Raw genomic sequence first — 14609 nt, forward strand, 5'->3', positions numbered from 1 at the left:
AATATTCGGCTCGCTCGCGCCGCCCGGCCGCAGCCACGTCACCAAGACTCACAGGAGTACCAGCGCATGGACATGAAGACCTCCCCCCTCGCCCTGCTGAACGACCCCAGCCTGCTCAAGACCGACGCGTTGATCGATGGCCGCTGGGTCGCCGGCAGCGCCCGCTTCGACGTGAACGACCCGGCCACCGGCCTCAAGCTGGCCGACGTGCCCAACCTGGGTGCCGCCGATGCCGAAGCCGCCATCGCCGCCGCCGATAAGGCCTGGCCCGCCTGGCGCGCCAAGACCGGCAAGCAGCGCCACGCCATCCTGCTGAAATGGTTCGACCTGCTCATCGCCAACCAGGAAGACCTCGGCCGCATCATGACCGCCGAGCAGGGCAAGCCCTTCGCCGAAGCCAAGGGCGAAGTCGCCTACGCCGCCAGTTTTGTCGAATGGTTCGCCGAAGAAGCCAAACGCGTCAACGGCGAGACCCTGCCCCAGTTCGACAACAACCGCCGCCTGCTGGTGATGAAGCAAGCGGTCGGTGTCTGCGCCGCCATCACGCCGTGGAACTTCCCGCTGGCGATGATCACCCGCAAGGTCGCGCCCGCCCTGGCCGCCGGCTGCCCGGTGGTCATCAAGCCGGCCGAACTCACCCCGCTGACCGCGCTGGCCGCCGCCGAACTGGCCGTGCGCGCAGGCATTCCGGCCGGTGTGCTGAACCTGCTGACCGCCGACAGCGACAACTCGATCGCCGTCGGCAAGGTGCTGTGCGCCAGCGACGTGGTGCGCCACATCAGCTTCACCGGCTCCACCGAAGTCGGCCGCATCCTGATGGCGCAGAGCGCGCCGACGGTCAAGAAGATGAGCCTGGAGTTGGGCGGCAACGCGCCCTTCATCGTGTTCGACGACGCCGACATCGACTCGGCCGTCGAGGGCGCCATGGCCAGCAAGTACCGCAACGCCGGCCAGACCTGCGTCTGCGCCAACCGCATCTATGTGCAGGAAGGTGTCTACGACCAGTTCGTCGAGAAGTTCGCCGTCGCGGTGAAGGCGCTGAAGGTCGGCAACGGTTTCGACGCCGATGTGGTGCAGGGCCCGCTGATCGAGCCGGCAGCCGTCGCCAAGGTGCAGAAGCACCTGGAAGACGCGCTGGCCAAGGGCGGCCGTGTGGTGGCGGGCGGCCAGAAGATGGAAGGCCAGTTCTTCCAGCCGACGGTGGTGGCGGACGCCACGGCCGACATGCTGTGCGCCCGCGAAGAGACCTTCGGCCCGTTCGCGCCGGTGTTCAGGTTCGAGACCGAACAGGAAGCCGTCGATGCGGCCAACAACACCGAGTTCGGCCTGGCGAGCTATTTCTACAGCCGCGATGTCGGCCGCATCTTCCGGGTGGCCGAGGCGCTGGAATACGGCATGGTGGGCATCAACGCCGGTGTCATCGCCACCGAGCACGTGCCTTTCGGCGGGGTCAAGCAGTCGGGCCTGGGGCGCGAGGGTTCGCATCACGGCATCGACGATTATCTCGAACTGAAGTACCTCTGCCTGGGCGATATCCAGAAGTGATCGAAAACTTAAGGGCGACATGAGGATCCTGCTGGTCGAGGACGAGGCCGAAATGGCCGCCTGGTTGCAGCGCGCGCTCAAGCAGAGCGGCTTCGTGCCCGACCACGCGCCGGACGCCCGCACGGCCGAAGCGCTGCTGTCCGTCGGCACCGCCTACGACGCGGTGGTGCTCGACCTGGGCCTGCCCGACAAGCATGGATTCACCGTGTTGACCGCCCTGCGCGACGCCGGCAACCCGGTGCCGGTGCTGGTGCTGACGGCCCAGGGCGCCCTGCCCGACCGGGTGCGCGGCCTGCATCTGGGGGCCGACGATTTCATGGCCAAGCCCTTCGCCATCGAGGAACTCGAAGCCCGCCTCATCGCCCTGGTACGCCGCAGCCACGGCCGCCAGCATCCGCGACTGCAGTGCGGCTCGCTGGCCTACGACAACGAAAGCCACGCTTTCACCCTGGCCGACCAGCTGTTGCAACTGACCCCGCGCGAACACGCTGCGCTGACCGCGCTGCTGATGCGGGCCGGCTCACCGGTCGGCAAGTCGCAGCTTTCCGACAAGGTGTTCCCGCAGGATGCCAGCGTCGGCCCCGATGCCATCGAGCTGGTGTTGCACCGCCTGCGCCGCAAGCTGGCGGACAGCGACGTGCTAGTCGTCACCGTGCGCGGCCTGGGCTACATGCTCGAAAGCGCGGCCCATGGCAACAGACAGGACGCCTAGCGCCACCGCCAGCAGCGGTCGGCGCTGGCAGCGTCCGGGCATCCGTTTTCAGCTGCTGGTCCTGCTGCTGCCCGGACTGGCGGCGCTGCTGATGTTCGACAGCTGGACCGACTACCGCGCCATGGCCCGCACAGTCGAGGTGGCCTACGACGAAACGCTGCTCGAAGTGATCACCGCGCTGGACGAAGGCCTGGCGACCGACTCCGACGGCGCACTGACCCTGCGCGAGCCCTTCTCCATCCAGGGCATGTTCGAGTCGCTCAACGCCAACCACAAACACCTGCAGGTGCTGGCCACGCCCGAGGGGCCGGACCTGCCCGGCGCGCCGCCGGTCGAGACGCTGCTGGGCGTCGACGACCTGCCGGCACCGCCACCCAGCGACAAGGCCGTGGTCTTCTACAACGCCGAATATCGGGGGTATCCGGTGCGCGTCGCCGCCCTGCAGCGCCGCGCCTACGACGGTCTCGGCCGGGCATGGCAGTTGTCGATCCGCGCGGCCGAAAGCACCGGCCGCCGGAACGCAGCGCGCGAGGCTCTGCTGAAACGCGAAATATGGCAGGGCGTGCGCATGCTGGCCGTCACCGTGCTGCTGGTGTGGCTAGGTGTGGCCTGGGCGCTTAACCCGTTGCGCCGCTTGCGTGCAACCCTGCGCGCGCGGTCTGCCAAAGACCTGCGGCCGCTGGAAACCCGTGCCGTACCCGGCGAGGTGGCGCCGCTGGTGGATGCGGTCAACCACCACATCGCCGACCACCGCGCGGTGCTCGAGAAACAAGCCGGTTTCCTGGCCGATGCATCGCACCAGCTGCGCACGCCGCTGGCGATCATGACCACCCAGGCCGGTTTCGCGCTCCGGCAGGACGACCCCGCCGTGCTGCGCGAAAGCCTGGCCGCCATCGCCTCGCAACTGGAACGCAGCCGGCGCCTGTCCGACCAGTTGCTGGCGATGGCCAATGCCAGCACCAGCCGCTCGACCGAACCACCCGCCGGCCCCGCCGACCTGCAGCAGGTCGCGCGTGGAGCGCTGCTGCAATACCTGCCGCTGGCACGCGAAAAGAACATCGACCTGGGATGGGACGAGACCAGTTCCGACTGCCCGGTGCCGGTGGCGGCCGATGCCGCCGAACTGCACGAAGCCTTCGCGAACCTTCTGCACAACGGCATCCGACACACCCCGCGCGACGGCCGCATCACGGTGACCGTACGGACCGAAAACGGCCCGCCACCGCACGCCGTCGCCGAAGTCACCGACAGCGGCCCCGGCCTGCCGATCAATGAACGCGAGGCTGTTTTCCAGCGGTTTCGCCAGGGATCCAGGGCTGCCGGCGCACCGCAGGGCGGCGCCGGCCTGGGCCTCGCCATCGCCCGGGCCTATGCCAGGCGCAACGGCGGCGACATCGTCCTGGCCGACCCCGCCGACGGCAGCCGCGGACTGGCGGCGAGACTGGTGGTTTCCCTGAGTGAACCCGCCGCCGGACATCCGCAATAACACGTATTTTGCGGCTCGCATGCCCAATCGGAAGCTGATTGGAAGCCTCGATTTCTAGACTCGCCTCCGTTCGAGATACAGGTCCATCCGGGCCTGGCTCGGAGCCTTTGGAGAGAGCATGAAACCTTCCCCGCATTTCAATAAGGACTACTACGGCGGCGCGCTGATGGTCATCATCGGCCTGGCCGCGGTGTACGCCAGCGTGCAGTACAAACTGGGCACCCTGCAACGCATGGGGCCCGGATTCTTTCCCTGCGCGGTCGGCGCACTGCTGGCGGCAACCGGCCTGCTGATCGCCCTGTCCGCCCGCGGCGACAAACCGGCGGCCGAGACCGGCGGCCACCACCCCGCCGGCCTGCCCGACCTGCGCGGCGGCCTCTGCATCATCGCCGGCACCATCGCCTTCCTGGTGCTGGGCAATTACTGCGGCCTGCTGCCGGCGACCTTCGCCATCGTCTTCATCTCGGCCATGGGCGACCGCAGCAACACGGTGCTGCAGGCCTTCGTGCTTTCGCTGGCGATGATGGTCATCGCCACCGTGGTCTTCTGGTGGGCGCTGCAGCTGCAGCTGCCGCTGGTGAAGTGGGGGGCCTGAACCATGTCGCAATCCCTGCATGACCTGTGGTTCGGTTTCGGTGTCGCCTTCCAGGGCACCAACCTGATGTGGTCCTTCTTCGGTGTGCTGGTCGGCAACCTGATCGGTGTGCTGCCCGGCATGGGCGCGCTGTCGGCCATTTCCATCCTGCTGCCGCTGACCTATGCGATGCATCCGGTGCCGGCGATCCTGATGCTGGCCGGCATCTTCTACGGCTCGCAATACGGCGGTGCCATCGGCGCCATCCTGCTGAACCTGCCATCGCATCCTCCACATGCGGTGACATGCCTGGACGGCTATCCGTTGACCAAGCAGGGCAAGGGCGGCACCGCGCTCGGCATCACCATGATCAGCTCGTTCTTCGCGGCTTCGGTCGGCATCCTGGTGATGGTTTTCGCGTCGCCGCTGCTGACCGAGGTGGCCTTCAAGTTCGGGCCGACCGAGATCTTCTCGATCATGCTGCTCGGCCTGCTGGCGGGTTCGACCATGTCGCGCGGCTCGCCGCTCAAGGGCGTGGCCATGACCCTGTTCGGCCTGCTGGCCGGCTGCGTCGGCACCGACGTCAACAGCGGCGCGTTCCGTTTCTCGTTCGGTGTGCCCGAGCTGTCGGACGGGCTCGAACTGGTGGCCATTGCCATGGGCCTGTTCGGTGTGGCCGACTTCCTGCTGAACGTCAACCGCATGAAGACCATCACGGCCAACACCAGCCTGCGCATCCGCGACATGCGGCCCAGCAAGGCAGAACTGAAGGAAGCCATCTGGCCGATGATCCGCGGCACCGCGGTGGGCACGGTGTTCGGCGCCATGCCCGGCACCGGCCCGACCATCACCACCTTCATCGCCTACGCGCTGGAACGCAAGATCAGCAAGACGCCAGAAAAATACGGCACCGGCATGATCGGCGGCGTGGCGTCGCCCGAGGCGGCTTCGCACTCCAAGACCCAGGTCGACTTCATCCCGACGATGTCGCTCGGCATCCCCGGCGACGCGGTCATGGCGCTGATCTTGGGCGCGCTGATGATCCAGGGCATCCAGCCCGGCCCGCAACTCATCAGCGAGCATCCGGACATCTTCTGGGGCCTGATCGCCAGCTTCTGGATTGGCAACGCACTGCTGATCATCCTCAACGTGCCCATGATCGGCGTCTGGGTGAAGCTGCTCCAGGTGCCCTACCGCTACCTGTTCCCGTCAGCCATGTTCTTCATCGCGGTCGGTGTGTTCAGCACGCAGAACAACCTGTTCCAGATCTGGGAGGTGCTGGCGTTCGGCATCGTCGGCGCGATTCTGATCTACCTGAACTTCTCGGTCGCACCCATCATGCTGGGCTTCGTGCTGGGGCCGATGGTCGAAGAGAACTTCCGGCGCGCCCTGCTGCTGTCGCGTGGCGACCTGCACATCTTCATCCAGCGTCCCATCAGCGGCACGTTCATCGCCATCAGCTGCCTGCTGCTGATCGGCGTGACCTGGTCGGCCTGGCGCGGCAAGAAGCGCGGCAATGCGCAGGAATCGGTGGCCGGGGAAGTGCTGGCCAGTGCACACGTGCCCCAGCGGCAGATCGAACAGGCCGTCTGAGCCGCATCACGGTCATTACGGTTAGCTCTCTCCGCATCGCGGAGTTCAGGCCGGCACCCAAAGGGTTGTCGGCCTTTTTTGCGTTTGACGCGTTGTCACGGGACGGCCTTTTCGGCTCCCTATACTTCGCCCGCCCATGAAAAGCCTCCGCGCCCCGCACGCATCCCTCCTCACACAGGCCGTCCTGGCCTTGTTGTGCTCGGCTGCCGCCCTGCCCTCTTCCGCCCAAGACGTGCCCGCCGCTGCCGACGATCCGCAAGAAATCGAGAACTTCTCGTTCCACGGCCAGGCAACCTACATCAACCAGAACAAGCCGGCGTTTCGCGCCGCCTACTCCGGAGTCAACAGCCTGTCGCCCGAACGCGAACACAGCTATTCGTTCACCTCGACCGCCTTCCTGGGCGTTCGCCTGGCACCGCAGACCGAGCTGTACTTCAACCCCGAGCTGGTGCAGGGCCTGCCGCTTTCGCGCCTCACCGGCCTGGGCGGGCTGACCAACAGCGAACTCCAGAAGACCGCCGGCACCAGTCCCATCGTCTACCGCGCGCGGCTGTTCGTGCGGCAGACCTGGGGCCTGGGCGGCGGCAGCGAATTCATCGAGGGCGATGCCAACCAGCTGGCCAGCCGCTACGACAAACGCCGCATCACCCTGACCGCCGGCAACTTCGCGGTGTCCGACCTGTTCGACGGCAGCACCCATGCACACGATGCCCGGACCCAGTTCCTGAACTGGTCCTTCCTGACCCACGGTGCCTATGACTTCGCGGCGGATTCGCGCGGTTATTCATGGGGCGTGGCGCTCGAATACCGCCACGACGACGACTGGACCCTGCGCGCCGGCCGTTCGCTGATGCCACGTGAATCCAACGGCCTGAAGCTGGATCATCAGTTCTTCAGGCATTACGGCGACCAGATCGAGCTGGAGCGCCGTTATCAGGCCTACGGCCGTCCGGGCACGCTGCGGCTGCTGGCGTTCCGCAACGTCGCGGTGATGGGCGGTTTCGAAGATGCGCTGGCCTATGCCGCAGCCAACGGAACCACACCCGACGTCGCCCCGGTACGCGAACGCCGCACCAAGGTCGGCGCGGGCGTCAACCTCGAGCAGGAAGTGGCGGACGGGGTGGGCGTGTTCACCCGGCTGGCGCGCAACGACGGCAAGTCCGAGACCTATGCCTTCGCGGAGATCGACCGGTCCATATCGTTCGGCACCACCATCGAGGGCGGCCGCTGGGGTCGTTCGAAGGACGCGCTGGGTATCGCCGTCGCACAGAACGGCCTGTCGCGTGAACACCGCGATTTTCTGGCGGCCGGCGGCTCGGGTTTCTTCGTCGGCGACGGCCGCATCAGCTACAAGCCCGAGACCATCGGCGAGGTGTATTACCGCCTGGCGCTGCCCAACGTGAAGAAGCTCGAGAACGCCATCACCCTGGGTTTCCAGCGCATTCGCAACCCGGCCTACAACGCCGACCGCGGCCCGGTGCGGGTGGTGTCGCTGCGATTGCACACCGAGTTCTGAGCCGGTCAGGCCTGCCGGTTCCTCTCCAGACGCTCGACCACTTCCTCGGCAAGTTTGCGCAGTGCGTCGAGCTGCTGCTCGTCGACTTCGCGCGGCTTGGAGTCGATGACACAGATCGTTCCGATGGCGTGGCCCCACGACGTCACCAGCGGCGCACCCGCGTAGAAACGGATGCTCGGGTCGCCGACCACCAGCGGGTTGTCGGCAAACCGGGCGTCCTGGGTGGCGTCATTCACCACCATCACCTGGCGCGGATCGTGAATGGCATGGGCGCAGAAAGCATGTTCGCGCGACGTTTCGCTGACCGCCAGGCCGACTTTCGACTTGAACCACTGGCGCTGGTCGTCCACCAGCGAGACCAGCGCGATGGGTGCATCGAACAGGCCGGCCGCCAGGCGGGTCGCGCGGTCGAAATCGTCTTCCTGGGCGGTGTCCAGCACCGCCAGGGCCGCCAGGTCGGCCAGCCGGGCTTTTTCGGCATTGCCGGTGGCGATCGTATGGCGCAGCGCATCGGACAGCGCCGCCATCGAATACGGCTTGGGCAGCAGCGAAAATTCGTGGTGCTCGGTGCTGGCCAGCACGCTGCTGTAGCCGCTGCACAGCAGCACCGGAATGGCCGGATACAGGCGGCGGATGTCGCGCGCCAGCCGGATGCCGTCCATCTCGGCCATCATCACATCGGAGAAAACCGCGCAGTAGGCCGCCGGTTCGTCGGCCAGCAACTGCAGCGCGTGGCGAGCACCGTGAGCGACCGATACCTGGTACCCCAGTTCGACCAGCGTCGCCTCGGCCGCATGCGCCACATCGTGGTTGTCCTCGACCACCAGCAGCCGGCCACGCGGCTCGCTGTCGAAACCGGCCATGTCGCCGTTGGATTCCGGCGCCACCGATGCGCGACGGCGCGCAAGCGGCAGGTAGATCGTGAAGGTGGTTCCGCGGCCGGGTTCGCTTTCGACCTGCACGTCACCGCGCGACTGCTTGGCGAATCCGAACACCTGCGACAGTCCCAGTCCGGTGCCCTGCCCCACGGGTTTGGTGGTGTAGAACGGTTCGAAGACACGGTCGATGCGGTCGGGCGCGATGCCCGAACCGGTGTCACGGACCGACACCGCCACGAAATTGCCCGGTACCGCCCCTGCCGAACGCAGGGCCGGAATGCCATCGACCCGGCGGGTGTGGATGTGCAGCCGGCCGACGCCTTCCATGGCGTCGCGGGCATTGGCAGCCATGTTGACCACCGCAGTATCGAACTGCCCCGGGTCGACATCCACCATGCAGGCGGCGTCGGTGGTGCCTGAGGTTTCCAGCGTGATCTCGATGCGGGAGCCGACCAGCGTCTGCACCATGTCGCCGATGGCGGCCACGTTCTGGGCGGCATCGAACACCACCGGCTGCAAGGTCTGGCGCCGCGCGAAGGCCAGCAACTGGCCGGTCAGCTTGGCGGCACGCGCCACCGCGTTCGATATGGACGCCATGAACCGCTGCCGCCGCTCGTCCGGCAGCGCCGGCCGCTGAAGCAACTGGATGGACGTGCTGATGATGGTCAGCAGGTTGTTGAAATCGTGGGCGATGCCGCCGGTCAGCTGGCCGACGGCTTCCATCTTCTGGCTTTGCCGCAGCTGGTCTTCGGCCGCCTGCAGGGACTGGGCCTGCAGCTTGAACTCGGTGATGTCGCGGCCGACCGCGATGATGCGGCCGTCGCCCTGGCCGGCGCTCCAGGATATCCAGCGGTAGCTGCCATCGCGGTGGCGGTAGCGGTTTTCGAATCCCGGGAAATTGGCACCTTCGGCAATCGCCCGGGCGCCGTCCAGGGTGCGGGCAAGGTCGTCCGGATGCACCAGGTCGGCAAGGTTCTTGCCGACCACCTCGCGTTCCTGCCATCCCAGCATCGAAAACCATGCGGGGTTGACGGCCAGCACCTGGCCGTCGAACCGGGCCACCAGCATGACCTCGGCGGACAGCTGCCAGAGCCGGTCGCGGTCGGCGGTGCGGTCCTGTAGCTGGCGCTCGAGTTCTTCGTTGGCCGAGCGCAGTGCGCCCAATGCCTGGGCCGTCGCGATGGCGGCCCAGGTGCGGTCGGCCACGCTGGCGACGAATCCGATCTCTTCGTGTGTCCATTCGCGCGGTTGGTCCTGGTGCGCCAGGAACACGCCGACCAGCCGGCCGTTGCTCATCAGGGGAACGTTGAGCAGGGCGCGCACCCGGATGCCCGCGAACGCATCCTTGCGGGCGGCGGTGCGCGGGTCTTGCTCGACATCGCTGATGGCCACCACGCGCCCGGCACGCAAATCTTCGATGAAGGAGCCGAAATCAGCGAAACGATAGCGCCCCGCCAGCCGGCAGGCGTCGTCGCTGCGACACCAGTCGCGGGTGATTTCCACATGGGCGCCGGCATCGTCGATGACGCCATAACCGGCGCGCAGCACGTTCAGCGTCTCGCCGCAGACGAGGGCCGCGGTCCCCGCGATATCGGCCGCGTCGGACAGCGGCCGCAACAGATCACCGAGTTTCAGTGCCGCCGCCTGAAGAAGGTCGGATGGCCGACGTTGATCCACCTGGGAGTCGCTCTGGGAGTCCTGGAAAGCCATATCGCCGATTAGTTTAGAAACACCTGCCACTCAACGCCGCAGAACTCTCCATATTTTGCTTCACATCGTCATCGTTTCTCTTTAGCTAAAGCCGCTGTCTTTAAAGCCTTTACGTGGACAATGAAACAGATTGGTACGATAAAAATCCGCAGGCTTCCGGCGACTGAATTGAGCCCTTCTTCCATCTCGATCCCCGTCAAGGCAGGTTTCCAGCCGCCACCCGGACGCCTTCATACCCGTCTCGGCCTGGCCCTGGGTGGCCTGATCGTGATTCTTTGCCTGTCGCTCAGCGTCATGCTCGGAGAGATCGCGGAACGCCGGCTGGTGAAGCTGGGTGCCAGCAACCTGGACATGCTGGCCGAGCAGATGGCACGAGAACTTTCTAACGGCATGAACCAGTTCGCCAAGGAAGTCATCAACCAGAGCATGCGCGACCGGTACCACGAACCCGCCACATCTGCCGGAGACATGCGGAAGGCGCTGGACGATTTTCAACGCGAAAACCCGGAGGTGGCCTACGCCTCGATCGTCGACATCCCCAGCGGTACGGTACTGGCGGCCACCGGTGGTGTTTATGAAGGTGGCGATCTGACGGGCCGGCCGGTGTTCTACATGGGCAGGACTGGCCTGTTCATCGGCGACGTTCACGGTGCGGTCCGGCTCGCGGACCTGCTGCCCAAACCCAAGAGCGGCGAGCCGCTGCGTTTTCTCGACGTGTCGGTGCCCATCCGTGATCAGAAGGGCCAGGCGTTCAGGGTTTTCGCGGTGCATATCGGCTGGGAATGGGCTGGCCAGGTGCGTGACAACATGCTGGGCCCGGCGGCAGAACGCCAGGGCGTGCAGTTGTTCCTGGTCGACACCGACTCCAAGGTCGTGCTGACCGCATCGCCCGATGTCGTCGTCGGTGCCGACCTCTCGGCCCTGCTGTCGAACACCGGACAACGTGCGCTCAAGAAGACCTGGAATGACGGCGAACCCTATCTGACCGCCGTGGCAGTCACCCACGCCCGGGGCAGCTTCGGCGGTTTTGGCTGGCGTGTCGTGGCCCGCCAGCCCTATTCCGCCACGCTGGCTTCGGTGCGCGACCTGCAACTCGGGTTCATGGCCGGCGGCCTGGTGATCGGGCTGCTGGCGGCGTGGCTGGCCTGGCGGGTCACAGGGCGGCTGGTCGACCCGTTGCGCAGGCTGGCCGACCAGGCAGAAGGCGTCAACGCCGGCGATGTGTGGGCGAACAGCACTTCGCCCCATGGCACCAGCAGCGACGTCGGTGAGGTGCAGGCGGTCAAACGCGCACTGGCCCGATTGGCGGATTCCGCCCGCATCCACGCAGACGCCACCAACACACAGGCGCGTCAGTTCGAGGCGTTGGCCGACTCGCTTCAGCAGGTGGTCTGGCAGGCCGACGCCGACGGCCAGCTTCAATACATCAACCACACCTGGATCCTGGCGCACAAACCGGCCGGCGCTTTCAACCTCGCCGACCTTGCAGCCCTGGTCCATGAAGAGGATCGCGCCGCCTTCAGCCGGCAATGGGCCGACGCAAAGGTCCAGGGAAGCGACTTGAACTGCCGCTGCCGACTGTTCGCACCGCCGTCGGGCGCGCCCCGCTGGTTCGAAGTCCAGGCCCGCGCGGTCGCCGGTGCCGACGGCAGGCTGAATCGCTGGGTCGGCACCCTGTTCGACATCGACGGCATCACCAATCTGGCCGAAGCCACCAGCCGCGCACTGGCAGAGGAACAGTCGGCGCGGGCCCAGGCCGACCGCGCAGCGCGCATCCGCGACGAATTCCTGGCCACCGTCTCGCATGAATTGCGCTCGCCGCTCAATGCCATCACTGGCTGGTCCGACATCCTGGCGCGCAAACGGACCGACGACCCCATGATCGCCAAGGCCGCCGAATCCATCCGTCGCAACGCCCGCCACCAGGCAGCATTGATCGACGACCTGATGGACATGACTTCGGTGATGGCCGGCAAGATGGTCATCCGCATGGAGCCGGTGGACCTCGCGCTGTCGGCCAAGAACGTGTTTCTGTCGCACCTGCACAAGGCGCAAGAAAAAGGCGTCGAACTGGTCTGCCGCGAGGTTGCGCCGGTCATCGTCGAAGGCGAGCCCCGCCGCCTGGAACAGGTGCTGTCCAACCTGGTCGGCAATGCGGTCAAGTTCACCGAGGCCGGCGGCCGGGTCGAGCTGTCGGTGCGCGCCGAAGCCGGCCGCGCCATCTTGCAGGTAACCGACAGCGGACGCGGCATCGGCGCCGCCTTCCTGCCCCATGTGTTCGAACGCCTGCGACAGGAAGACGGCTCGGTGACCCGCCGCGTCGGCGGGCTCGGCCTGGGCCTGGCGATTGCACGCGGAGTCGTAGAACTGCACGGCGGAACCATCGAGGTGACGAGCCCCGGCCCGGGCCTGGGCAGCTGTTTCACCGTGTCGTTGGCACTGTCAGTCGAGGCATCGGACACACCGACCCTCCAGGAATCACGTCTGCCCGGTGCACTGGGTGACCAGCTTCAGGGTTTGCGGGTCCTGCTGGTCGACGACGAACCCGACGCCCGCGAAGTTGCGCAGGTGGCGTTGGCGGCTTTCGGCTGTGTGGTGCAGACACGGTCTTCCGCTGCGGAGGCCCTTGCCAGCCTGGCGACCGAAAGCTACCAGCTGCTGGTGTCCGACATCGGTATGCCCGTCATGGACGGCCTGAGTTTCATCCGCCAGCTACGGACGCTGACCGACGGACCGAACCATGGAATCCCCGCCGTGGCCTTGAGCGCCTTTGCCATGGAAACCGATATCCGCGCCGGCCTGGCAGCCGGTTTTCAGGCCTATGTCGCCAAACCCATCGCCCTGCAGAAGCTGTACGACGCGATCGTCGGGGTTTTGCCGGCGGCAGCGCTCGAGCCGGCCGGCGGTCGGCCGTAGGCGGTACAGCCATGAAGACCACCGATTCGAATCTGACAGTTCAGGCAGTGATTACAGCGAAACCTGCAGCGGTGACAATTTAGAGGACTGCAAGACCGAACGGCCTATTGGAAACATTAAGCCCACATGTGACATTTCTATGCCACATGTGACGCCCAAACCTCAATCCAACTGGTTATTCAGATATGCAAATACCCGTCAAAAAAACTGCTCTGTTGAGTTTGATCGCCATCGCATTGGTGGCGCCGGTTTCCGGCACCGCATTGGCGGCGACGAACATCGGAACGGTGAACGCGCTGGCCACGTTCGGCTCCACGACGACGCTCGGGACATTCGACGACCTTTACAACTTTGCGGTAACCCCGAATTCGGGTGCGGTGATCTCTTCGACCACCTTCACTTTCGGTGTCGGCGGAACCACGATGACGGCGCTGGACCTGTACGTCGGCACCTTTCTCACCGCGGCCGACCTGATCGGACATACGGCCTTGCCGACCACGATTCTTTATTCGCAATCGGGCGGCAGCATGTTCACCGCCCTCAACCAGATGGCCGACTATTCAACCTTGGGTTCCGTCGGCTACACACTGCGCGTGGCCGGCAACAGCAGCGTCATGGCGTTGCCATACACCGGGTTTATCGCACTCGCACCCGTGATGCCTGTGCCGGAGCCGGAAACCTACGCCATGGTGCTGGCAGGGCTGGGAATGATGGGCACGATCATTCGCCGACGCAAAATGCAGTGACCAAGGTCATTTCCATCTGGCCGGATCAGTTTCCGCGGCAGGCGTCGCGGGATGTCATCGGGACTGATCTTTCGCCACAGGACTAAACGATCAGCCCGCGAACGTCCTGGTAGGAGTCTTGCATATTGCAGCGCTTTTGCAGGTCGGCCCCTGCCAGTTTGAGCGCAGTCAAACCATCTGGTGCGATCGGTAAAAAAACGACGATTTGCCAGTTGCACTGGCCTTGGCCGTGATTGACGCGTGGAACGACTGCGAATTGGTGAGGATTCAGCTCAACCTTGACCGGCTGCATCGAGATCATTTCTTCGATCTTTTCTTGGATGCTGTCGGCAGAATATTCGGGATATGCATGGCCCGACGAATTCCTTGGAAATGCCAAAAAAATCCGGTTCAGCTTCGAGTCCCTGACGTGAACATCCACTGGTTTCAAATTTTCGGACATGGCATTATCTCGATTGATTTCCAGGATGGGCGTCGTGGATACCGCCTACTTCGGGTCACCCCCAAATCGAGCCATGCGACTTCCTGTATGACCGCTCCATCTGCTCACACTTCTCGACCTGTTCCGCAGCACCGATGGTCGGAGGATCGCGGGTACCAGCGGCTTTCCAGCAATTCAAGATCACCCGCAAGGACCGTTCTCGTTGGCTTTCTCCATCGCCCCTGCCCGAATACAGTACTACCAATACCAGCAATGAGACGATGCCGATAATCACGCTTGCGTTATAAACCAATGTCGATCTTGAGAATTCATTGGGCTTGTCCTTCGAGCCGATCATGCAATCCTTCTTTCGCTGCCAGCAACATGAAACATACCGTGCGCAAGCATGCACGCAACAAAAAAACATGAACACACTAGTTTCATTTTGTTGCATTTTGTTGCACACACGATGAATCTGGACAAGGCATCGAGTTCTTGGCTCCCAATGCCCT

General features: G+C 65.1%; 11 protein-coding genes. 8 read left to right on the forward strand and 3 right to left on the reverse strand.

Going from position 1 to position 14609, the window contains the following annotated elements; all coding sequences use genetic code 11:
• The first annotated feature begins 66 nt into the window (after positions 1-66).
• From AC3ANW_RS12205 to AC3ANW_RS12230, 6 genes are all read left to right on the forward strand, one after another.
• Positions 67-1545, forward strand: coding sequence for an NAD-dependent succinate-semialdehyde dehydrogenase (locus tag AC3ANW_RS12205; protein ID WP_488341113.1), 1479 nt, complete (start codon positions 67-69; stop codon positions 1543-1545).
• 19 nt (positions 1546-1564) lie between these two features.
• Positions 1565-2257 carry a response regulator gene (locus AC3ANW_RS12210; protein ID WP_488341114.1) on the forward strand — a complete coding sequence of 231 codons (693 nt, stop codon included), beginning with the start codon at positions 1565-1567 and terminating at the stop codon, positions 2255-2257.
• Positions 2235-3743, forward strand: coding sequence for a sensor histidine kinase (locus AC3ANW_RS12215; protein WP_488341115.1), 1509 nt, complete (start codon positions 2235-2237; stop codon positions 3741-3743). The genes AC3ANW_RS12210 and AC3ANW_RS12215 overlap by 23 nt, the downstream gene beginning before the upstream one ends.
• A gap of 118 nt (positions 3744-3861) precedes the next feature.
• Positions 3862-4338 carry a tripartite tricarboxylate transporter TctB family protein gene (locus AC3ANW_RS12220; protein ID WP_488341116.1) on the forward strand — a complete coding sequence of 159 codons (477 nt, stop codon included), beginning with the start codon at positions 3862-3864 and terminating at the stop codon, positions 4336-4338.
• A gap of 3 nt (positions 4339-4341) precedes the next feature.
• A complete protein-coding gene (locus tag AC3ANW_RS12225) occupies positions 4342-5910 on the forward strand; it encodes a tripartite tricarboxylate transporter permease (RefSeq protein ID WP_488341117.1) in 1569 nt (522 codons plus the stop codon).
• 136 nt (positions 5911-6046) lie between these two features.
• Positions 6047-7426 carry a carbohydrate porin gene (locus tag AC3ANW_RS12230; RefSeq protein ID WP_488341118.1) on the forward strand — a complete coding sequence of 460 codons (1380 nt, stop codon included), beginning with the start codon at positions 6047-6049 and terminating at the stop codon, positions 7424-7426.
• A 5-nt stretch (positions 7427-7431) separates the two neighbouring features.
• On the opposite strand, the gene AC3ANW_RS12235 is transcribed toward AC3ANW_RS12230, so the two are convergent.
• A complete protein-coding gene (locus AC3ANW_RS12235; protein WP_488341119.1) occupies positions 7432-10014 on the reverse strand; it encodes a GAF domain-containing protein in 2583 nt (860 codons plus the stop codon).
• A gap of 168 nt (positions 10015-10182) precedes the next feature.
• Here AC3ANW_RS12235 and AC3ANW_RS12240 point away from each other — a divergent pair, with 168 nt between their 5' ends.
• Together AC3ANW_RS12240 and AC3ANW_RS12245 are read left to right on the forward strand one after the other, a co-directional pair.
• Positions 10183-12930 carry an ATP-binding protein gene (locus AC3ANW_RS12240; protein ID WP_488341120.1) on the forward strand — a complete coding sequence of 916 codons (2748 nt, stop codon included), beginning with the start codon at positions 10183-10185 and terminating at the stop codon, positions 12928-12930.
• Positions 12931-13115: 185 nt separating this feature from the next.
• On the forward strand, positions 13116-13676 hold the full coding sequence (locus AC3ANW_RS12245) for an FxDxF family PEP-CTERM protein (protein ID WP_488341121.1): 561 nt from the start codon (positions 13116-13118) through the stop codon (positions 13674-13676).
• Between the two features lie 82 nt (positions 13677-13758).
• Here the strand turns inward: AC3ANW_RS12245 and AC3ANW_RS12250 are convergent, their stop codons facing one another.
• On the reverse strand, positions 13759-14118 hold the full coding sequence (locus AC3ANW_RS12250; RefSeq protein ID WP_488341122.1) for a hypothetical protein: 360 nt from the start codon (positions 14116-14118) through the stop codon (positions 13759-13761).
• Positions 14119-14173: 55 nt separating this feature from the next.
• Positions 14174-14455, reverse strand: a complete 282-nt coding sequence (locus AC3ANW_RS12255) for a hypothetical protein (RefSeq protein ID WP_488341123.1) — start codon at positions 14453-14455, stop codon at positions 14174-14176.
• Between the last annotated feature and the right edge of the window lie 154 nt (positions 14456-14609).

It is taken from the genome of Xylophilus sp. PBN-3R, from assembly GCF_057747805.1.